The sequence below is a fragment of the Micromonospora sp. NPDC047074 genome (assembly GCF_040643815.1).
Classification (GTDB): Bacteria; Actinomycetota; Actinomycetes; order Mycobacteriales; family Micromonosporaceae; genus Micromonospora.
Map to the genome: position 1 here is coordinate 1 of NZ_JBEYVB010000043.1, position 19,199 is coordinate 19,199.

General features: G+C 74.7%; 20 protein-coding genes and 1 pseudogene. 14 read left to right on the plus strand and 7 right to left on the minus strand.

From position 1 onward, the window contains the following. Window positions 1–93: pseudogene (locus ABZ809_RS30080) on the plus strand (phytochelatin synthase); the annotation flags it as partial. A 73-nt stretch (window positions 94–166) separates the two neighbouring features. Here ABZ809_RS30080 and ABZ809_RS30085 read toward each other — a convergent pair. Next, the gene (locus ABZ809_RS30085) at window positions 167–1,066 is read right to left on the minus strand and encodes an A/G-specific adenine glycosylase (RefSeq protein WP_357565994.1); all 900 of its coding nucleotides are present in this window, start codon (window positions 1,064–1,066) and stop codon (window positions 167–169) included. A gap of 145 nt (window positions 1,067–1,211) precedes the next feature. Between ABZ809_RS30085 and ABZ809_RS30090 the strand changes: the two genes are divergently transcribed. From ABZ809_RS30090 to ABZ809_RS30100, 3 genes are all read left to right on the plus strand, one after another. Then, window positions 1,212–1,724, plus strand: a complete 513-nt coding sequence (locus tag ABZ809_RS30090) for an ACT domain-containing protein (RefSeq protein ID WP_357565995.1) — start codon at window positions 1,212–1,214, stop codon at window positions 1,722–1,724. Next, on the plus strand, window positions 1,721–2,305 hold the full coding sequence (locus ABZ809_RS30095; protein WP_357565996.1) for a peptide deformylase: 585 nt from the start codon (window positions 1,721–1,723) through the stop codon (window positions 2,303–2,305). Before ABZ809_RS30090 ends, ABZ809_RS30095 begins: the two co-directional genes overlap by 4 nt. Window positions 2,306–2,453: 148 nt before the next feature. Next, the gene (locus ABZ809_RS30100; protein ID WP_357565997.1) at window positions 2,454–3,197 is read left to right on the plus strand and encodes a hypothetical protein; all 744 of its coding nucleotides are present in this window, start codon (window positions 2,454–2,456) and stop codon (window positions 3,195–3,197) included. A gap of 49 nt (window positions 3,198–3,246) precedes the next feature. Here the strand turns inward: ABZ809_RS30100 and disA are convergent, their stop codons facing one another. The 4 genes from disA to ABZ809_RS30120 form a co-directional block, all read right to left on the minus strand. After that, entirely contained in the window at window positions 3,247–4,428 is a 1,182-nt protein-coding gene (disA, locus tag ABZ809_RS30105; protein WP_357565998.1) for a DNA integrity scanning diadenylate cyclase DisA, read from the minus strand. A 142-nt stretch (window positions 4,429–4,570) separates the two neighbouring features. Continuing rightward, window positions 4,571–6,025: a DNA repair protein RadA gene (radA, locus tag ABZ809_RS30110; protein WP_357565999.1), complete on the minus strand. Its 1,455-nt coding sequence runs from the start codon at window positions 6,023–6,025 to the stop codon at window positions 4,571–4,573. A 91-nt stretch (window positions 6,026–6,116) separates the two neighbouring features. After that, entirely contained in the window at window positions 6,117–6,884 is a 768-nt protein-coding gene (locus ABZ809_RS30115) for a hypothetical protein (RefSeq protein ID WP_357566000.1), read from the minus strand. A gap of 140 nt (window positions 6,885–7,024) precedes the next feature. Further along, on the minus strand, window positions 7,025–7,864 hold the full coding sequence (locus ABZ809_RS30120; RefSeq protein WP_357566001.1) for a UbiA family prenyltransferase: 840 nt from the start codon (window positions 7,862–7,864) through the stop codon (window positions 7,025–7,027). Between the two features lie 45 nt (window positions 7,865–7,909). Here ABZ809_RS30120 and ABZ809_RS30125 point away from each other — a divergent pair, with 45 nt between their 5' ends. From ABZ809_RS30125 to ABZ809_RS30140, 4 genes are all read left to right on the plus strand, one after another. Beyond that, window positions 7,910–8,659 carry a methyltransferase domain-containing protein gene (locus ABZ809_RS30125; protein WP_357566003.1) on the plus strand — a complete coding sequence of 250 codons (750 nt, stop codon included), beginning with the start codon at window positions 7,910–7,912 and terminating at the stop codon, window positions 8,657–8,659. Between the two features lie 43 nt (window positions 8,660–8,702). After that, window positions 8,703–9,869, plus strand: a complete 1,167-nt coding sequence (locus ABZ809_RS30130) for an acyl-CoA dehydrogenase family protein (protein ID WP_357566004.1) — start codon at window positions 8,703–8,705, stop codon at window positions 9,867–9,869. 100 nt (window positions 9,870–9,969) lie between these two features. Next, window positions 9,970–11,028, plus strand: coding sequence for a type III polyketide synthase (locus tag ABZ809_RS30135; protein WP_357566049.1), 1,059 nt, complete (start codon window positions 9,970–9,972; stop codon window positions 11,026–11,028). A gap of 31 nt (window positions 11,029–11,059) precedes the next feature. Continuing rightward, window positions 11,060–11,860 (plus strand): hypothetical protein, encoded by an 801-nt coding sequence (locus ABZ809_RS30140; protein WP_357566006.1) that lies wholly within the window; start codon window positions 11,060–11,062, stop codon window positions 11,858–11,860. A 99-nt stretch (window positions 11,861–11,959) separates the two neighbouring features. On the opposite strand, the gene ABZ809_RS30145 is transcribed toward ABZ809_RS30140, so the two are convergent. Next, entirely contained in the window at window positions 11,960–12,658 is a 699-nt protein-coding gene (locus tag ABZ809_RS30145) for a hypothetical protein (protein ID WP_357566007.1), read from the minus strand. A 327-nt stretch (window positions 12,659–12,985) separates the two neighbouring features. Here ABZ809_RS30145 and ABZ809_RS30150 point away from each other — a divergent pair, with 327 nt between their 5' ends. From ABZ809_RS30150 to ABZ809_RS30165, 4 genes are read left to right on the plus strand one after another with little or no spacing between them, the layout of a single operon-like run. Beyond that, window positions 12,986–13,471: a CarD family transcriptional regulator gene (locus ABZ809_RS30150; RefSeq protein ID WP_007073334.1), complete on the plus strand. Its 486-nt coding sequence runs from the start codon at window positions 12,986–12,988 to the stop codon at window positions 13,469–13,471. Window positions 13,472–13,527: 56 nt separating this feature from the next. Continuing rightward, entirely contained in the window at window positions 13,528–14,223 is a 696-nt protein-coding gene (gene ispD / locus ABZ809_RS30155; RefSeq protein WP_357566008.1) for a 2-C-methyl-D-erythritol 4-phosphate cytidylyltransferase, read from the plus strand. Between the two features lie 16 nt (window positions 14,224–14,239). Beyond that, window positions 14,240–14,722, plus strand: coding sequence for a 2-C-methyl-D-erythritol 2,4-cyclodiphosphate synthase (gene ispF, locus ABZ809_RS30160; protein ID WP_357566009.1), 483 nt, complete (start codon window positions 14,240–14,242; stop codon window positions 14,720–14,722). Between the two features lie 10 nt (window positions 14,723–14,732). Next, window positions 14,733–15,758: a tetratricopeptide repeat protein gene (locus tag ABZ809_RS30165; RefSeq protein ID WP_357566010.1), complete on the plus strand. Its 1,026-nt coding sequence runs from the start codon at window positions 14,733–14,735 to the stop codon at window positions 15,756–15,758. On the opposite strand, the gene ABZ809_RS30170 is transcribed toward ABZ809_RS30165, so the two are convergent. Further along, the gene (locus tag ABZ809_RS30170; RefSeq protein ID WP_357566011.1) at window positions 15,755–16,951 is read right to left on the minus strand and encodes a cupin domain-containing protein; all 1,197 of its coding nucleotides are present in this window, start codon (window positions 16,949–16,951) and stop codon (window positions 15,755–15,757) included. The genes ABZ809_RS30165 and ABZ809_RS30170 overlap by 4 nt on opposite strands. A 116-nt stretch (window positions 16,952–17,067) precedes the next feature. On the opposite strand from ABZ809_RS30170, the gene ABZ809_RS30175 reads away from it, so the two are divergent. Continuing rightward, window positions 17,068–17,940: a hypothetical protein gene (locus ABZ809_RS30175; RefSeq protein ID WP_357566012.1), complete on the plus strand. Its 873-nt coding sequence runs from the start codon at window positions 17,068–17,070 to the stop codon at window positions 17,938–17,940. Beyond that, entirely contained in the window at window positions 17,937–19,136 is a 1,200-nt protein-coding gene (gene fahA, locus ABZ809_RS30180; protein ID WP_357566013.1) for a fumarylacetoacetase, read from the plus strand. The genes ABZ809_RS30175 and fahA overlap by 4 nt, the downstream gene beginning before the upstream one ends. Window positions 19,137–19,199: the final 63 nt, after the last annotated feature.

The window sequence follows — 19,199 nt, forward strand, 5'->3', positions numbered from 1 at the left end:
ATCGCCGACTCCGCGGACCCGAACCAGGCCTCCTACCGGATGAGCGTCGACAACCTCGCCGACTGGATCGCCACCCGCGGCTACACCTCCTGACCGAACAGAAGGAAGGGCCCCTTGCCAACGCATAGCGTTGGCAAGGGGCCCTTCCTTTCGCTGTGGGCAGGTGTCAACCCACGGGGACCGGCGGGCCGTCGCCGACGAGGCGGAACGAGGAGTGGCCGACCGGCTCCACGAGACCGTCCCGCACCAGCCCGGCGAGGGCCCGGGTCCGCTGGACGTCGTCGGCCCACACCTGGTCGAGGCGTTGGTGCGGCACCGGGCCGGCCGTTTCCCGCAGCACACCGAGCAGCAGCCCGCGTACCTGGCGGTCGGTGCCGGCGTACCGCTGGGGGCGGCGCGTGGGACCGGCGGGGGCCTCCCGGCCGGACGCGCGCCAGGCGCAGACCGACTCGACGGGGCAGTCCCCGCAGCGGGGCGACCGGGCGGTGCAGATCACCGCGCCCAGCTCCATGAAGGCCGCGCTGGCCAGGGCGGCGGCGGCCGGCTCGACGGGCAACAGTTCCTCGGTGGCGACCAGGTCGGCCGGGCGGGTCGCCGGGCCGGCGTCCGGCTCGCCGGCGATGGCCCGGCAGACCACCCGCCGCACGTTGGTGTCGACCACCGGATGACGCTGGCCGTACGCGAACGCGGCCACCGCCCGCGCCGTGTACGTGCCGACGCCCGGCAGCGCCAGCAACTGGTCCAGGCGGTCCGGGACCTGGCCGCCGTGCCGCTCGACGATCGCCACCGCGCAGTCCCGCAGCCGTACCGCCCGACGCGGATAGCCGAGCCGTCCCCACATCCGGATGGCCTCGGCCGGGCTGTCCGCCGCCAGCGCCGCGGGATCCGGCCAGCGCTCCAGCCACGCCTCCCACGCGGGCAGCACCCGCACGACCGGTGTCTGCTGGAGCATGACCTCGCTGACCAGGATCGCCCACGGGCTCACGTCGGGGTCGCGCCAGGGCAGGTCGCGGGCGTTCTCCTCGTACCACCGGCTGACCCGGGTGGCGAAAGTGTGCTCAGACATCGCGTCGCCGATGATGCCACGCGCCGGGTGTCCCGGCGGCGCGGGCGTCCGGTGCCGCGCCCGCGTGCCGCCGTGCCGTCCCGCTGGCTGGGCGGCTCCGGTGGGGCGTCGCGGCGGCGGCGGACGGATCGGGCAGAATGCCCGGATGAACGAGCTCGCGATCACCGTCATCGGCCGGGACCGGCCGGGCATCGTGGCCGACGTCGCCGAGCTGCTCGCCCGGCTCGGCGCGAACCTCACCGACAGCACGATGACGAGGCTGCGGGGGCACTTCGCGATGACCCTGATCTGTGTGGGGCCGTCCGCCGCCGATGTCGAGGCCGCGCTGGCGCCGCTCTCCGCCGACGGCCAGCTACTGGCCACCGTACGCGCGGTCACCCCGGACGGCGAGACGGCTCCCGCCGGCGAGCCGTACGTGTTGGCGGTGCACGGTGCGGACCGGATGGGCATCGTGGCGGCCGTGACCCGGGTGCTGGCCGACGCCGGCGGTAACGTCACCGACCTGAGCACCCGGCTGGCCGGTTCGCTCTACGTCGTCGTGGCCGAGGTGGAGCTGCCGCCCGGGGTGGCCGACGGGCTGGCCGAGCGGCTGGCGGCGACGGCGTCGGAGCTGGGCGTCGGAGTGAACCTCCGGCCGGCGGATCCGGACGTGCTGTGACAGCCGACGGCCGCGACCCGGAGACCGAGGCGTACGCGGGCCTCGGCGCCTGGACCCCGGAGTCCCTGGGGGTGCCGGGCGAGGTGCGGCCGGTGGTGTCCGCCCCGGAGCAGGTGCTCACCTACGTCGGCGGCGAGGTGGACCCGACCGCCGAGGAGACCGTACGGCTGGCCGCCGACCTGATCGCCACGATGCGGGTGTCGCCGGGCTGCGTCGGGCTGGCCGCCCCGCAGATCGGCGTGGCCGCACGGGTCTTCGCGGTGGACGTGACGGGCCACCCGAAGGCGGTCACCGTGCACGGCGTCTTCGCGCTCTGCAACGCGCGGGTCGTCGAGGCGAGCCGGTGGAAGGTCGCCCGCGAGGGGTGCATGTCGGTGCCGGACCTGACCGGGGACGTCAAGCGGGCGAGCCGGGTCGTGGTGGAGGGCCTGTTGCCCGGCACCGGCACGCCCGTACGGCTGGTGACGGACGGGTTCGAGGCGCGGGCCCTCCAGCACGAGATCGACCACTGCGCCGGCCTGCTCTTCCTGGACCGGGTGGCCGGCGCCCACGCCATCTACCAGCGCAAGGTGTACCTCTGAACGGGGGCTGGGCGGCCACCCAGCGTCGCCGCCGGGGCACGGTCGGCGGATGTGGTCGTCGCATGTGGAGGGACTCGGCGGCGAGCTGCCGGCGGCTCGGCGCGTCGTGTCGGTCTGCCGTGCCCGGCGCCGCTACGGTGGGGGCATCATGCGTCTGACGGTCGGCCCCCTGCCACCCGCCGTGTACTGGCGGCGTCGCGCCGTCGTACTCGGAGCGGGTCTTCTCTTCCTGATTGTCCTGCTCTATTCGTGCACCGGGTCGGACCGGACCGGCGGCAGGGGCGGCAGTGCCCAGCCCACGCCGGGCGCGACGTCGTCCGATGCCACGCCGGAGCCCACCGGTTCGGTGCTCACCCCTGGGACGGGAGGGCCCTCGCCGGGTGCGGCCGGCGGGCCGGGTGTTACCGACCCGTCGGGCGGCGCTACCACCGACCCGTCGGGCGGCGCCACCACCGACGCGCCGCCGGCGCCCGTCGTGCCGGCCGGCGACGACGGCACCTGCGCCGACGCCGAGATCACGGTCACGCCGGTGGCCCAGCCCGCCTCGGTGGTCCGGGGTGCCGTGGTGGATCTCCATCTCAAGATCAAGAATCGGTCCGAGCGGACGTGCAGCAGGGACGTCGGCGCCGACGAGCAGGAGCTGTACATCAAGTCGGGGGCCGAGAAGGTCTGGTCGTCCGACACCTGTGGCACCGGCAAGGGCTCCGACCCGCAGTCCTTCACGCCGGGCTTCGAACGCTCCTACCAGGTGGGCTGGAACGGCCGCGACAGCAGCAGGTGCGCCAACGGGGTGGCGGCGGGTCCGCACCCGCCGGCCGGGACCTACCAGCTCTTCGCCCGGGTCGGCACCAAGCACAGCGAGCCGGTCAAGCTCACCGTCACCGGCGGCTGAGCGACCACGGGCGACCACGGGCCGGCTCGCCGGGCAGCCTTCCGGCGGGTCAGACGTAGCGTTCGAGAATGGACGCCTCGGCGAGCCGGGACAGCCCCTCGCGTACGCTGCGGGCCCGGGCGTCGCCGACCCCCTCGACGGCCTGCAGGTCCTCTACCGTGGCGCCGAGCAGGCGCTGGAGACTGCCGAAGTGCACGACGAGGCGGTCGACCACGGTCACCGGCAGCCGAGGCACCTTGGCCAGCAGCCGGAAGCCGCGCGGGCTGACCGCGGCGTCGAGCGCGTCGGACGCGGCCGGGTAGCCGATCGCCTTGGCCACCGAGACCAGGTCGATCAGCTCGGTCGCGCCGAGCAGATCCAGCTCGACCAGCGCCTCGTCGAGGGTGCGGGACTTCCGGCCCGCCGGCAGGTAGTCCCGGATCACCAGGGTGCGGTCGGCGTCGACGCCGGCCATCAGCTCGTCGAGCTGGAGGGCCAGCAGGCGACCGTCGGTGCCCAGCTCCACCACGTAGCCGGCGATCTCGTCGGCGATCCGGCGGACCATCTCCAGCCGCTGCACCACAGCGACCGCGTCCCGCACGGTGACGAGATCCTCGATCTCCAGGGCGGAGAGGGTGCCGGAGACCTCGTCGAGGCGGAGCTTGTAGCGCTCCAGCGTGGCGAGCGCCTGGTTGGCGCGGGACAGGATGGCTGCCGAGTCGTCCAGCACGTGGCGCTGGCCGTTGACGTAGAGGCTGATGATCCGCATCGACTGGCTGACCGAGATGACCGGGTAACCCGTCTGCCGGGCGACCCGCTCCGCGGTGCGGTGCCGGGTGCCGGACTCCTCCGTCGGGATGGTGGGGTCGGGCATCAGGTGCACGGCGGCCCGCACGATGCGGGTGCCGTCGCTGGAGAGCACGACCGCGCCGTCCATCTTGCACAGCTCGCGGACCCGGGTGGCGGAGAACTCGACGTCGAGCGGGAACCCGCCGGTGCAGAGACCCTCGACGACCTTGTCGTAGCCGAGGACGATCAGGGCGCCCGTGCGCCCGCGCAGGATGCGCTCGAGACCGTCGCGCAGCGCGGTGCCCGGGGCCATCAGGGCGAGGTTCGCCCGCAACGGGTCGCCGGCGCCCCCGGCGCCGCCGGTCACGCTCACGCTGATCGGGCGGGCGGGCGAGCCCACGGCACCGGTGCGGGCGTGGGGCGTCGCGCCGGCAGGCTTGGTGGTGTCGCGGTCGATCGGCACGGGCACAGTCTACGGACTGCCCTGCGGTGGGTGCTGTCGTGGTTACTGTGATGTGTCACGATGCCCCGCCTCGCCCGGAGCGTGGGCCGGCGTCCGGCCTGTCCGGTATCGGGCAGGACGTCCGGTCGGCCGTCACTGACGGTCACTCCGCCGATGCCCGGGCGACGGCCTGGAGTGCCGACCGCACGTCGGTCACCTCGATCACCCGCATGTGCTCCGGGGTGACGCCGGTGTTGTCGGGGCCGCAGCCCGTCGGCACCAGCGCGAGCCGGAAGCCGAGCCGGGCCGCCTCGGCCAGCCGGCGCGGCACCGCGCCGACGCGGCGCACCTCGCCGGTGAGGCCGACCTCGCCGATCGCCACCAGGTGCGGCGCGATGGCCAGGTTGAGGCCGCCGGAGGCGACAGCGAGGGCGACGGCGAGGTCGGCTGCGGGCTCCACCACCCGGATGCCGCCGACGGTGGCCGCGAAGACCTCCCGGTCGTGCAGGGTCAGCCGCTCGGTGCGTCGCTGGAGCACGGCCAGCACCATCGCGAGGCGGGCCGAGTCGAGCCCCGAGACCGTCCGTCGGGGCGAACCGGCCACCGTCGCGCCGATCAGCGCCTGCACCTCGGTGACCAGGGCCCGGCGGCCCTCCATCGCCACCGTGACGCAGGTGCCGGGCACCGGCTCCGAGTAGCGGGTCAGGAAGAGCCCGGACGGGTCGGCCAGACTGCTGATGCCGCCCTCGTGCATCTCGAAGCAGCCCACCTCGTCGGCCGCGCCGAACCGGTTCTTCACGCCCCGCACCATGCGCAGCGAGGAGTGCTTGTCGCCCTCGAAATGGAGCACCACGTCGACCAGGTGCTCCAGCACCCGGGGGCCGGCGACCTGGCCGTCCTTGGTGACGTGGCCGACCAGCACGGTGGCGATGCCGCGCTCCTTGGCCACCGAGACGAGGGCGGCGGTGACGGCCCGCACCTGGGTCACCCCGCCCGACACCCCCTCGGCGTTGCTGGTGGAGATGGTCTGCACCGAGTCGAGCACCAGCAGGCCCGGCTTGACCGCGTCGAGGTGACCGAGCACCGCGGCCAGGTCGCTCTCGGCCGCGAGGTAGAGCTGGTCGTGCAGGGCGCCCATCCGCTCCGCGCGCAGCCGGACCTGGCTGACCGACTCCTCGCCGCTGACCACCAGCGAGGGGCTGCCGGCACCGGCGGCCCACTGCTGGGCCACGTCGAGCAGGAGGGTGGACTTGCCGACGCCCGGCTCACCGGCGAGCAGCACCACCGCCCCGGGGACCAGGCCGCCGCCGAGGACCCGGTCGAGCTCGCTGACCCCGGTGGGCCGGGCCCGGGCCGGAGCGGCGCTGATGGTGGCGATCGGCCGGGCCGGCTCGGCCGGCATCCGGGAGCTGACCACCTTTCCCGAGACCGTCGGGCCGGTGACCGTGCACTCGACCACCGAACCCCACTCGCCGCACTCCGGGCAGCGCCCGACCCACTTCGGCGGCTGGTGCCCGCAGGCGTCGCACTCGTAGGCCGGCCGGGGCTCGCGTGCGGACGAGCGGCCGCGCCCGCCGGCCGCGCCGACGCGGGAGGAGGTCGATCGGGAGGTGGTCACATTGGGACGTTAGTCCCCAGGTACGACGAAGACACCGTCGGCGTGGCGGTCACCACGCCGACGGTGTCGTCGGAAAACAGCGGGGCGGAGGTCAGTGGCCGCCGCCCTCGTTCTCGTCGTAGCCGCCCAGGCGCTCCACGATCTGCGACGGGGGCGCGGCCGGGGTGAGCGGCACGGCGACCGGCGCCGGGCCGGTGACCGTCTCGCCGTTGCCGAAGTCGAAGGTCAGGAAGACGTTCTGGCCGGAGCGCAGCGCCTCGTTCAGGCCGATGAGCTTGAGGACCCGGTCCGACTGGGCGTTGAGCCGCACGTAGCTCAGCGGCGGGATCTCGATCCGGGCCGGCTCGCCAGCGGGCGCCGGGCTCTCGGGGGCCGCCGGGCTCTCGGGGGCACCCGGGCTGACCGACGGCGACTCGGACGAATCGGGCGAAGGCGACTCGGCGGACGGCGACCCGGACGGCTCGGGCGACGGCGACCCGGACGGGGACTCGCTCGGGGACGCGGACGGGCTGGCCGAGGCGCCGGTACCGGTGATCACCACCTCGCGGGCGCTGTCGGTGGTCACGGTCACGGTGACCGACTTCCGCGAGTCGTTGTAGATCACGGCGTTCAGGACGGCGTCGGCACCCGCCTTGTAGCCCTCGGGGCCGGGGAACTCGACCAGCAGGCCGCGGACCGCGTAGGAACCTTCGCCGGCCGGCAGGGTGACGTTCAGGTTGACGCCCTGGACCGACGGCTCCTTGCTGGCGGTCTCGGAGACCTGGCCGGCGCCGCAGCCGGACAGCAGCAGCCCGGTCGCCGCGGCCATCCCGGTCAGCAGCAGGGCCGCCCGCCGGGAACCCCTGATCGAGCGCGTCACGTCGGTCCTCCTCGTCACGATCGCACCCGGTGCTCACGCCAGGTGTGGTGGCCATGCCCGCGCAGACCGCGCTCCAGGGTAGTTGGGCCTGATCCACCCCCGCACGCCGACCCGGAGATGCCACTCCCCGAGGGCGCGACTCAGACCAGCCGACCGCTGGTGACCAGTAGGGCGACGTCGATGAGGGCGATCAGCAGCACGGCCCGGAAGGCGGCCACGGGTCGCCTTCCGGGCCGGTCGGCGGCGCGCTCGCCGTACCAGCTCAGCGGCGGCACCACGACGGCGGTCGCCACCGCCGCGACGCCGACGCCCGACGGCGGCCCGGGCGGCCCGAGGACCAGCGTGGCGGTCGCCGCGAGCAGCAGCAGCGCGGCGGCGGCGCGGCTGCCGGCCGGACCGAGCCGGTGCGGCAGCCCGCGCACCCCCGTCCGGGCGTCGTCGGCGAGGTCGGGCAGGACGTTGGCGAAGTGCGCCCCGGCGCCCAGGCAGGCCGCGGCGGCGACCAGCCAGACCGGCGGGAGCACCGGACCGGGCAGCGCCAGCACGACGAAGGCGGGCAGCGCACCGAAGGAGGCGGCGTAGGGCAGCACCGAGACCGGTGTCGACTTCAGCGGCCAGTCGTAGAGCAGCGCGGAGACCAGCCCGAGGGTGGCGCAGAGCGCGGCGGCCGGGCCGGTGGTCAGCGCCAGCGCCGGGGTGCCGAGCGCGGCCACCGTCGCGGCCACGGCGGTGGCGCGCCGGCCGACCGTGCCGGCGGCGACCGGTTTGTCGGTACGCCCCACCGTGGCGTCCCGGTCGGCGTCGAGCGCGTCGTTGGCCCAGCCGACGGCGAGCTGACTGGCCGCCACGGTGAGCACCACGGCGAGGACCCCGGCCGGCCGGTGCCCGACGCCCCACGCCAGCAGCCCGGCCACCGTGGTGACCGCGGCGGCCGGCTCCGGGTGGCTCGCCCTGACCAGCCCTAGCACCGTTGGCGACATAGGGAAAGTCTGGTCGTTACCGGGCAGTCGTGCCACGCTCGGTCCATGCCAGACGCGGGCCGCACCCTGCCGCGCAACGATCCGCGCCAGTACGACGACCTGGCCGGCGAGTGGTGGCGGCCGGACGGTGCGTTCGCGATGCTGCACTGGCTCGCCGAGGCCCGCGCGGCGCTGGTGCCGCCCGCGTCCCGCCCCGACGCCCTCCTGGTCGACCTCGGCTGCGGCGCCGGGCTGCTCGCGCCGCACCTGGCCGGCAAGGGCTACCGGCACGTCGGCGTCGACCTCACCCGGTCGGCCCTGGCGCAGGCCGCCGCCCACGGGGTGGCCGCCGTCAACGGCGACGCCACCGCGGTCCCGCTGGCCGACGGGTGTGCCGACGTGGTGGCGGCGGGTGAGCTGCTGGAGCACGTGCCGGACTGGCGGCGGGCGGTGGCCGAGGCGTGTCGCCTGCTCCGGCCCGGTGGCCTGCTCGTCCTGGACACGTTGAACGACACGGCGCTGAGCCGGCTGCTCGCCGTCCGGATCGCCGAGCGGCTGCCCACCGTGCCGAAGGGCATCCACGATCCACGGTTGTTCGTGGACGCCCGGGCGCTGGTCGCCGAGTGCGCCCGGCACGGCGTCGGGCTGCGGCTGCGCGGCATCCGGCCGGGCGTGCCCGGCCTGCTCGGATGGCTGGCCCGGCGGATGCGCGGTGCCGACCGTCCGGAGGCGACGGTCGCCGGCCCGGCGCCTCGGATCGTGCCGACCTGGTCGACCGCCGTGCTCTACCAGGGGCGTGGTACGCGGAGCGGATAGCGGTGCCCGTCCCCGGGTAGGGGAGGGGCCGAGAGGGGGCTCTATGACGCTGCACGCGCTGGAGGCGGCTCGCCGTCTGGCACCGAGGCTGGCCGCCCGGGCGGCGGCGCACGACCGCGACGGCTCGTTCCCGGCCGAGGACTTCCAGGACCTGCGCGAGGCCGGCCTCTTCGGCCTGATGGTCCCCACCGCGCTCGGCGGGATGGGCGCCACCTTCGCCGAGTACGCGGCGGTCGCCACCGAGCTGGCCCGGGGCAACGGCGCGACCGCCCTGGTCTTCAACATGCACGCCTCGGTCACCGGCGCGCTCGGCGCGGTCACCGAGGAACTGGCCGAGGCGCTCGGGGTGCCGGCCGAGGCGCTGGCCGCCCGGGACCGGCTGCTCTCCGCCGCCGCCCAGGGCTCCTGGTACGCCGTGGCCATGAGCGAGCGCGGCGCCGGCGCCCGGCTGTCCCAGCTCAGCACCAGCTACGAGCCGGTCGACGAGGGCTGGCACCTCAAGGGCAGCAAGACGTTCTGCTCCGGGGCCGGGCACGCGGACGGCTACCTCGTGGCCGCCCGCAGCGCCGCCGACCAGTCCGTGGTCTCCCAGTTCCTGGTGCCGGCGGGCGACGGGCTCACCGTCGAGCCGACCTGGGACTCGCTCGGCATGCGTGCCACCTCCTCGCACGACCTGCACCTGGACGTGACCGTGCCGGCCGACCGGCTGCTCGGCGGCGTGGAGGGGCTGGCCCTGGTCGTCGCCCAGCTCATGCCGCACTGGCTGGTGGCCAGCTACGCCGCCGTCTACGTCGGGGTGGCCCGGGCGGCCCTCGACGCGGCGGCCGAGCACCTGAACGCCCGCAACCTCGCCGGCCTGCCGGCGGCCCGGTCCCGCCTCGGCCGGGCCGACGCGGCGGTGGCGGCGGCCCACCTGGTCGTCGCGGAGGCGGCCCGCCGGGTGGACGAGGCACCGGGGGACGCGGAGACCAACCGCTGGGTCTGGCGGGCCAAGCTCCTCGCCGGCACCACCGCCGCCGACGTGGCGGCGTCCGTGCTGGAGGCGGCCGGCACGTCCGCCACCCGGCGGGGGCATCCGCTGGAGCGGCTCTACCGGGACGCCCGCTGCGGATCGCTGCACCCGGCGACGTCGGACGTCTGCGCGGACTGGCTCGGCGTCGCCGCGCTGGGCGGCGACCCGGACCGCGACGCAACGGTCCCTCGTTGGTGAGCGTGAGGAGTTCGCCGGGGTGGCGGCCGGCCGGGCTCGCGGGGTGGGGGATCCGTCCAGGGGCGGTGTCGACCGCCCGCTGCGCAGGGCCGGACGAGAGGTGGGCATGGTGGCCGTACCGGTGATCGCGGGGCTGGGGACGGCACATCCGCCGTCGGCCGCGCAGGACGAGTTGTGGGAGGGCTTCTTCTCGAAGCACTTCACCGGCAGCACGCGGGCGCTGGCGCAGCGGATCTTCGCCCACTCGGGGGTCACCTACCGCCAGGCCGCCGTGAACCCGCTGCTGGAGGACGTCTCCGACTGGCCGACCGAGCGACGGATGCGCCGCTACCTGGTCGAGGCGCTGCCGCTGGGCAAGGAGGCGGTGGGCCGGGCGCTGACCGCCGCCGGCCTGACCGCCGGGGACGTCGGGCTCTTCGTCGTCTGCTCGTGCACGGGGTACGCGACCCCGGGGCTGGACATCCTGCTCGCCCGGGACCTGGGCATGGCCCCGGACACGCAGCGGATGTTCGTCGGGCACATGGGCTGCTACGCCGCACTGCCGGGGCTGGGCGCGGCGGGGGACTTCGTCACCGCCCGGGGCCGGCCCGCGCTGCTGCTCTGCGCGGAGCTGACCAGCCTGCACATCCAGCCCTCCAGCGCCCGGGTGGACACCCAGCAGATCGTCTCCCACGCGCTCTTCTCGGACGCCGCGGTCGCCGCCGTGGTCGTGCCCGGTGGCCGGGGGTACGCGCTGCGCGAGGTCGCCTCCGTCACGGACACCTCGACGGCCGACCACATGACCTGGGACGTCACCGACACCGGCTTCCGGATGGGACTGTCGCCGAAGGTGCCACAGGTGCTCTCCACCCACGTCCGGGGCCTGGTCGACGGCCTCCTGGCCCGGCACGGCGCGACCCTGCCCGAAGTGGACGGCTGGGCGGTGCACCCGGGCGGCCCGCGCATCCTCAACGTGACCGAACGGGAGCTGGCCCTGCCGGCGGAGGGGCTGGCGGCGTCGCGGGCGACCCTTGACGAGCACGGCAACTGCTCGTCGCCGACGGTGCTGTTGATCCTCGACCGGTTGCGCCGGGCCGCGTCGCCGCCGCGACGGGTGGTGATGCTGGCGTTCGGCCCGGGGCTGACCCTCTACGCGGCGCTGCTCGAACGACAGGCGTGATCGACTCGGCCGGTGCGGTTAGGCTCGAACGATGGACGCCGAGGCGACAGGCTTGCCGGAGACCGGGCGGGCGGCCGGTGAGCACGGAATTCGCGTCGGCACCGACGGCCGGCCGCGCACCGTCGTACTGGCCGTGGCGGTGCTGGGGGTGCTGCTCGGCGGCGGCTGGTGGTGGCAGGCCGAGGCACCGAGCACCGGTCCCGTGGCGCGGTCGGGTCCGACGTATGTCACACAGTTCGCGCCGAGCCCGAGGCCGGAGGCCGGGGCCCGGCCCGGTGCCTTGCCGGAGGCCCGGGTCGTGATGTCGACGAAGCCCGACGGGACGACCAGCGTGTGGGTCGTCGACCCGGCGACCGGGTCCGTGATCGGGACCGCCCCGGGCAACGGCAACACCTACTGGGCCCTCCCGGGTGGCGGCACCATCCGGACCGACCCGAGCGGCGGCGACGCGAGCCGGGTCGACGTCGGGCCCGCCGACGCCCGCCGGCTCGTGGACGAACGGCTGGACGCGAACGCGCGGCGCGGCCAGCTGGCGAGTTTCCCCAACACCATCTGGACCAGCCGGGGCGCACTCGGCTCGACGGAGAAACTCGTTGAGCAGGCCTCCGCCGGGTGGGGCGCCCGCCACCTGTTCCAGTACCGCTGCGTCGGCTCCGGTGAGCTGCTGATCGTGTTCGACGGGGTACGGACCCCGGTGCCGATCAAGAGCGCCTGCGACGGTTCGGTCCGCTCGGCGGAGATCACCGCCAGAGGCGGGCCGTTCCAGGTCACGATGGCGAGCGCCAACGCGGACCTGATCCGGGTCTCGGCGCAGCTGGTCGCCCTGCCCTGACGCGCGGGCGCCGCCCCTCCCGCACCCACCTCCCTCCCGGCCCGGGTGTTAGGAAGGGCCCCCGCTACAACGAGATGCGTTAGGAAGGTGCCCTTCCTTTCAGGCGGCGAGGCGGGACAGGTCGGGGCGGTAGTCGTCGGCGGAGCGGATCTCGGGCACCACCCTGACGAGGACGCCGGCGCGGTCCACCAGCAGCGCCGTGGCGACGCCCGGCCGGGCCGGCAGGCGCAGGAACGCGCGCAGCCCGCCGGCCGGGTCGGCGAGCGCCCGTACGGTCGCCGCGCCGCCGGGCGGTGGGGAGAGGGGCACGGCCCTGGCGCCCGCGACGGTGACCACTGTCACGCCGGTCGGTGCCAGGGCGGCTGCGGAGGCCACGGCGTCCGGGCAGGCACAGCCGTCCACCAGGATGATCATCGCTGGCACGAGCCCCCGCAGCGGCACGGGTGACTGCTCCGCGTCGACCAGGTCCAGGGCCGGCAGCGGTCGGCCGCTCGCTCCGGCCGGTGGCGCGTACGGGGTGTGGGTGGGCTCCGCCTCGGGCCGGCCGGAGCGGGGCCAGGTGACCGCCACCAGGCCGGCGACCGTGGTCAGCACCGCCACCAGCAGGACCAGCAGGGGCAGGGCGAACGGCGACCGCCCCCGCCCGGCCGGGCGGGCCGGACGGACCACGTCGCGCAACTCGCGGCGGAGTTGCTCGGCCTCGGCCGCCAGGGCGGAGGCGTCGTCCGGCACGATCACCCGGCCCCACTCCGGCGGCAGGCCGGGGAGCCCGGGGCCGTCTGCGTCGGGCTTGCCCATCGGACCCCCAGGACGTCTCGGTGAGCGGACAGCGGCTCGACTTCCAGCGTCCCGCACGGGGGCCGGCTGCCGCTACACCTGGGCGCGTACCCGGCCAACGGGATACCATGGGAGGAGCGCATAGCCCTTGATCTCGACGTTCGCGTCACCCGTACCGGGACGTCATCCGCTCGTTACAGAGCGTGGTCAAACCATCGGTTTGGCGGCCTGTCAAGCTGAAGAAATACCTCTCACAGGGCCCCTGAGCTGCGCCAACGGTCAGGACAGCGGTGAGACATCGGTGCCTGAGCGTGTTACCCTAGACACAGCGAAAGGGGTTTCGAACCTATGGTTTTCAGTGTCGGCGAGACCGTTGTTTACCCCCACCACGGGGCCGCACTCATCGAGGCAATCGAGACTCGGGTCATCAAGGGCGAGCCCAAGCAATACCTCGTCCTGAGGGTCGCGCAGGGTGACCTGACGGTCCGGGTGCCCGCCGAGAACGCCGAGATCGTGGGTGTGCGCGAGGTGGTCGGCGAAGAGGGCCTCGGCAAGGTCTTCGACGTGCTCCGTGCACCGCACACCGAGGAGCCGACCAACTGGTCGCGGCGTTACAAGGCGAATCTGGAGAAGCTGGCCTCCGGTAACCCGCTGAAGGTCGCCGAGGTCGTCCGCGACCTGTGGCGCCGGGAGCGGGAGCGGGGTCTCTCCGCGGGTGAGAAGCGCATGCTCGCCAAGGCCCGCGACATTCTCGTCGGCGAGGTCGCGCTGGCGGAGAAGAGCACCAAGGACGAGGCGGAGACGCTGCTCGACAAGGTCCTCACCGAGGCCTAGTCCCCACAGCATCGTCGTACCCGATTCGTAGCGAACAAACCACCGAGGACCGCGACGTGACCGCGCAGCTCAATCCGTGCGGTGACGTCGCGGTCCTCGTGCCTGCGGCCGGTGCCGGCGTACGTCTCGGCCCCGGCCGACCCAAGGCGCTCCGGCTGCTCGCCGGGGAGCCCCTGCTGGTGCACGCGGTCCGCCGGCTTGCCGCGGCACCATCGGTGCACACCATCGTCGTGGCCGCCCCGGCCGCCGAGATGGCGGCGGTGCGCGATCTGCTCGCCCCGGTCGCTCCCGTGACCGTGGTGCCCGGCGGCGCCGAGCGGCAGGCGTCGGTGGCCGCCGCACTCGCCGCGGTGCCGCCCGGCCCGGAGATCGTCCTGGTGCACGACGCCGCCCGGGCGCTGACCCCGGCCGACCTGGTGGAATCCGTCGCGGCGGCCGTCCGCGCCGGTAACGACGCGGTGATCCCGGTGCTCCCCGTGGTCGACACGATCAAGGAGGTCGGCGCCGACGAGGTCGTCCTCGGCACCGTCGACCGCTCGGCCCTGCGGGCGGTGCAGACCCCGCAGGGCTTCCGCCGGGCGGTGCTGACCGCCGCGCACGCCGCGGCCGGTGACCCGCTCACCGACGACGCCGGCCTGGTCGAGAAGCTGGGCGTCCCGGTGGCCTGCGTCCCCGGCTCGGAGTACGCGCTGAAGGTCACCCGCCCCTTCGACCTGGCGCTGGCGGAGCACCTGCTGGCTCTGGGCGCCTGACGCGTACCCTCTTCTCATGATCGTTCCCCGGGTGGCCATCGGCACCGACGTGCACGCCTTCGAGGCGGGCCGGCCGTGCTGGGTGGCGGGCCTGCACTGGCCCGACCAGGACGGCCTGGCCGGGCACTCCGACGCCGACGTGGTCGCGCACGCCGCCTGCAACGCGCTGCTCTCGGCGGCCGGCCTCGGGGACCTGGGCGCCAACTTCGGGGTGGGGCAGCCCGAGTGGGCCGGCGCGTCGGGCGTCGCGCTGCTCACCGAGAGCGCCCGCCGGGTACGGGCCGCCGGCTTCGCGATCGGCAACGTCTCCGTGCAGGTGGTCGGCAACCGGCCCAAGATCGGGCCACGCCGCGAGGAGGCCCAGCGGGTGCTCTCCGAGGCGGTCGGCGCGCCCGTCACGGTCTCCGCGGCCACCACCGACGGCCTCGGCTTCCCCGGGCGCGGCGAGGGCCTCACCGGCATCGCGGTGGCCCTGGTGTACGAGGCTCCGGCCGCCTAGGCTCGCCGCGATGTCCAGCGACGCCACCTCCGACCGCTCCGCCGCCGACGGCTACCTCCAGCGCGCCCAGCTCCTCGCCGAGTTGGGCCGTTACGACGAGGCCGCCGCCGAGGTCTCCTACGCCGTCGCCCTGGACCCGGCGAACGCCGAGGCCCTGACCATGCTGTCCCGGGTCCACCTCGCGGCCGACCGGCCCAGGGAGGCGCTGACCGCCGCCGACGCCGCTGTCGCCGCCGCCCCGGAGAGCGTGCCGGCGCTGGTCGCCCGTGCCCTCGCGCTGGCCGACCTGGAGGAGTACGCCGAGTCGGCCCGTACCGCCGACCGCATCCTGGCGCTGGGGCCCGACGACGCGTACGCCCAGAGCAGCGCCGCGGCGATCCTGGCCGGCTCGCGCAACGGGCAGCCGGCGCTGAACGCGGCCTGGCGCGGGGTGGAGCTGGCCCCCGAGAACCCGCAGGCACACCTGGTGCTCGGGCTGGTGGCGGCCAACATGCAGATGTTCGACCTGGCCGAGCGGGCCTACCGGGAGGCGCTGCGGCTGGACCCGCAGCTCGCCGAGGCCCGGCACGACATCGGGGTGCTGAGGCTGGAGCAGCGGCGCTGGAGCGAGGCGCTGGAGCATCTCGCCGAGGCCGCGGCGATGAGCCCCGGCCGGGTGGACTCCGGCCGGACGATCTCGCTCGGCCTGCGGCAGCTCGTGGTCTACGGCGCGGGCTGGACGATGATCACGGCGGTGCTGATCGCCTGCATGGCCCCGGGCAGCCCCGGGGTGTCCCGGGTCGCGGCGGCGTTCGCGGCGCTCGGCGGGGCCCTGGTGGTCTGGCGCTTCGCCGCCCGGCTGCCGGGCCTGTCCCGGACCATCCTGCCGGGCCTGCTCCGCTCCGACCGCGTCCTGGCGCTGGCCGTCTACGCGGCGGCGGCCGCCCCGGCGCTGATCCTGCTCTACGCCCTGGTCGGCACGCCGTGGCCGCTGGTGCTCGCGATCGTCACGGCGGCCGCCGCCGAAATCGCCGTGCTGTCCCGTACGACGGTCTAGGGGCGGCGCGCCCAGGTCCAGGCGTAGCCGTCGTCCTCGCAGTCGGCCGCGGCGTCGCAGAGGTCCAGGGGGCGGAACGTGTCCACCATGACGGCCAGCTCGTCGAAGAAGTCGGCGCCGATGGACCGCTCGGCGGCCCCGGGCTGCGGGCCGTGGGTGAAGCCGGACGGGTGCAGCGAGATCGAGCCCTGCTCGATGCCGGAGCCGCGCCGGGCCTCGTAGTTGCCGCCGGTGTAGAAGAGCATCTCGTCGGAGTCGACGTTGTGGTGGTTGTACGGCACCGGGATCGCGTCGGGGTGGTAGTCGACCTTGCGGGGCACGAACGAGCAGATCACGAAGTTCGGGCCCTGGAAGGTCTGATGCACGGGCGGCGGCTGGTGGATCCGCCCGGTGATCGGCTCGAAGTCGTGGATGGAGAAGGCCCACGGGTACTGGTGGCCGTCCCAGCCGACCACGTCGAACGGGTGGTTGGCGTAGGTGTGACGTGTCCAGGCCGTGCCGCTGCCGTCCGGGCGTGCCGCCCGGGACCGGTGCCGGACCAGCACCTCGACGTCCTCGCCGTCGACGAGCAGGGGCGCGTCCGGCCCCCGGACGTCGCGCTCGCAGTACGGGGAGTGCTCCAGGAACTGCCCGCGCACCGAGAGGTAGCGCTTGGGCGGCCCGATGTGACCGGCCGCCTCGACGGCGAGCAGCCGGACCGGCGCGTCGCCGGTGGGCACCAGCCGGTGGATGGTCGAGGTGGGGATGACGACGTAGTCGCCGGGCCCCGCGTCGAGCACGCCGAACGTCGACTCGACCCGCAGGGTGCCCGACTCGACGTAGAGGCAGTGGTCGCCGGTGGCGTCCCGGAACAGCGGGGACGGGCGGTCCGCCAGCACGTACGCGATCCGCACGTCGTCGTTGGCGAGCAGGTAACGCCGGCCGAGCACCGGGTCTGCGCCGGTGCCGTCGAGCTTGTGGGTGCGCAGGTGCCGGGGCTTGAGCGGCAGGTTGGGCACCCGGGTGAACGCCGGCGGGGTGAACTCCTCGGCCGCCACGATCGCGGTCGGCGCGTGCCGGTGGTAGAGCAGGGACGAGTCGGAGGAGAAGCCCTCCTGGCCCATCAGCTCCTCGGCGTAGAGGCTGCCGTCGGGCTGGCGGAACTGGGTGTGGCGCTTGCGCGGCACCTCGCCGACGCTGCGGTAGTACGGCATCTCGCCTCCCGGTTCGTCCTGTCCACCGATCCAGCAGTGTTCGATGAAGGCCCAACAGTGTCCGATAATCGGACACTGTTGTCCGTTCCTCGTAGCGTCCCGTACATTCTTGTCTCGTGTCAACGCAGGTGCCCGCGTTCCTCGACGGCCTCGTGGACGACGCCGCCGTCTTCCCGCCCGGCAGCGCGCCGCTGCCCGACGCCGTGGCCGCGCACCGGCGGCACCGCACCTCCTGGTACGCCGACCTGGTCGGCCCGCTCCTGGTCCCGGCCACGCGGCTGCCGGAGCTGGCGGGCCTGCTCGGCGCCGACGAGCGGATCGCGGTCGGCGTGATCGGCGACGTGCCGCTCGACCGGCTCGACGGGGTACGCGCCGAGGCCGACCCGCGCATCCGGGTGCGCCAGATCGAGGCGGCGGTCGCCAAGCGCGGCGAGGACCCGCTGCCCGGCCTGGCCACGCTTGTGGCACTGGCCCGCCGTGCCGGTGCCGGACCGGCCGCCCTCGACACCGTCTACGCCGAGGTGCCACTCACGTTCGGGCTGATGGGGGCGCTGGACGCGCTGGCCGCCGCGCGGGCCGACGGGGCGCCGGTCGCGGCGAAGTTCCGCACCGGTGGGCTGGCCGCCGAGCTGTTCCCCACCCCGGCGGAGCTCGCCGCCGTGATCTGCGCCTGCCGGGACCGGGGCCTGCCGTTCAAGCTGACCGCCGGGCTGCACCAGGCCGTCCGGCACCTCGACCCGGAGACCGGGTTCACCCACCACGGCTTCGTCAACGTGCTCGCCGCGACCCTCGCCGCCGCCGGGGGCGCCGGGGTGGCCCGGGTCGCCGAGCTGCTCACCGCGACCGACCCGCGCCCGCTGGTGCAGCCCGTCGAGCCCCGGCTGGGCGCCCCGCGCCCGCTGTGGATCGGCTTCGGCTCGTGCAGCATCCTGGAACCACTTACCGATCTGATCCGGCTGGGGCTGGTGAACGGGGGCTTCGACGCATGACCTGGGTGACGGGTGCCGAGGGTTCGCCGTACGGGGTGACGAACCTGCCGTACGGGGTGTTCCGGCACGGGGACTGCGAGCCCCGCGTCGGCGTACGGATCGGTGACTTCGTGCTGGACCTGGCGGGTGCTGAGGAGGCCGGCCTGGTGCTGGCCGCCGGGGCGCTGCGCCGGCCCGGCCTGAACGACTTCATGGCCCTCGGGCGTCCGCAGTGGACGTCGGTCCGGCAGCGGGTGACCGAGCTGCTCACCGACGCCGTCCACCGACCGGCGGTGGAGCCGCTGCTGGTGCCGCTGGCCGAGGCCCGGATGGTGTTGCCGTTCGAGGTCGCCGACTACGTCGACTTCTACTCGTCCGAGCACCACGCGTCGAACGTGGGCCAGATCTTCCGCCCCGGCCAGCCGCCGTTGCTGCCCAACTGGAAGCACCTGCCGATCGGCTACCACGGCCGCGCCGGCACGGTGGTCGTCTCCGGCACCCCGGTGGTCCGGCCGAGCGGGCAGCGGGCCACCCCGCAGGGCCCGGTCACCGGCCCGTCCGTACGCCTCGACATCGAGGCCGAGGTCGGCTTCGTGGTCGGCGTGCCCAGCGCGCTGGGCGACCGGGTCCCGGTCGGCGACTTCGCCGACCACGTCTTCGGGGTGGTGCTCGTCAACGACTGGTCGGCCCGCGACATCCAGGCCTGGGAGTACCAGCCGCTCGGCCCGTTCCTCGGCAAGTCCTTCGCCACCTCGGTGTCGGCCTGGGTGACCCCGCTGGACGCGCTGGGCGACGCCTTCGTCCCCGCCCCGGACCAGGACCCGCCGGTCGCCGACTACCTGCGCGACGTGCCGCACCTCGGGCTCGACCTGCGGCTGTCGATCGAGTGGAACGGCGAGCGGATCAGCGAGCCGCCGTTCGCCACGATGTACTGGACGCCGGCGCAGCAGTTGGCGCACCTCACCGTCAACGGCGCCTCGCTGCGCACCGGCGACCTCTTCGCCTCGGGCACCGTCTCCGGGCCGGAGCGGGGGCAGGTCGGCTCCTTCCTGGAACTCACCTGGGGCGGGGCCGAGCCGGTGAAGTTCGCCGGCGGCGAGACCCGCACGTTCCTGGAGGACGGCGACACGGTGACCATCACCGCCACCGCGCCCGGCCCGGACGGCACCACCATCGCCCTGGGCGAGGTGAGCGGGAAGATTCTCGCCGCCCGCTGACCCACTTTTTCGATCACCGGCCCCCGGTCGCACAGATGGTGCGATCCGGGGGCCGGCGACTTC

What these genes read in the sequence shown, in the direction of transcription:
- ABZ809_RS30125 (WP_357566003.1), top strand. Translation starts at nt 7,910, where the DNA reads ATGCCAGACGCGGGCCGCACCCTGCCGCGCAACGATCCGCGCCAGTAC.
- ABZ809_RS30085 (WP_357565994.1), bottom strand. Translation starts at nt 1,066, where the DNA reads ATGTCTGAGCACACTTTCGCCACCCGGGTCAGCCGGTGGTACGAGGAG.
- ABZ809_RS30120 (WP_357566001.1), bottom strand. Translation starts at nt 7,864, where the DNA reads ATGTCGCCAACGGTGCTAGGGCTGGTCAGGGCGAGCCACCCGGAGCCG.
- ABZ809_RS30150 (WP_007073334.1), top strand. Translation starts at nt 12,986, where the DNA reads ATGGTTTTCAGTGTCGGCGAGACCGTTGTTTACCCCCACCACGGGGCC.
- ABZ809_RS30165 (WP_357566010.1), top strand. Translation starts at nt 14,733, where the DNA reads ATGTCCAGCGACGCCACCTCCGACCGCTCCGCCGCCGACGGCTACCTC.
- ABZ809_RS30090 (WP_357565995.1), top strand. Translation starts at nt 1,212, where the DNA reads ATGAACGAGCTCGCGATCACCGTCATCGGCCGGGACCGGCCGGGCATC.
- ABZ809_RS30130 (WP_357566004.1), top strand. Translation starts at nt 8,703, where the DNA reads ATGACGCTGCACGCGCTGGAGGCGGCTCGCCGTCTGGCACCGAGGCTG.
- ispF (WP_357566009.1), top strand. Translation starts at nt 14,240, where the DNA reads ATGATCGTTCCCCGGGTGGCCATCGGCACCGACGTGCACGCCTTCGAG.
- ABZ809_RS30145 (WP_357566007.1), bottom strand. Translation starts at nt 12,658, where the DNA reads ATGGGCAAGCCCGACGCAGACGGCCCCGGGCTCCCCGGCCTGCCGCCG.
- fahA (WP_357566013.1), top strand. Translation starts at nt 17,937, where the DNA reads ATGACCTGGGTGACGGGTGCCGAGGGTTCGCCGTACGGGGTGACGAAC.
- ABZ809_RS30100 (WP_357565997.1), top strand. Translation starts at nt 2,454, where the DNA reads ATGCGTCTGACGGTCGGCCCCCTGCCACCCGCCGTGTACTGGCGGCGT.
- ABZ809_RS30170 (WP_357566011.1), bottom strand. Translation starts at nt 16,951, where the DNA reads ATGCCGTACTACCGCAGCGTCGGCGAGGTGCCGCGCAAGCGCCACACC.
- ABZ809_RS30140 (WP_357566006.1), top strand. Translation starts at nt 11,060, where the DNA reads ATGGACGCCGAGGCGACAGGCTTGCCGGAGACCGGGCGGGCGGCCGGT.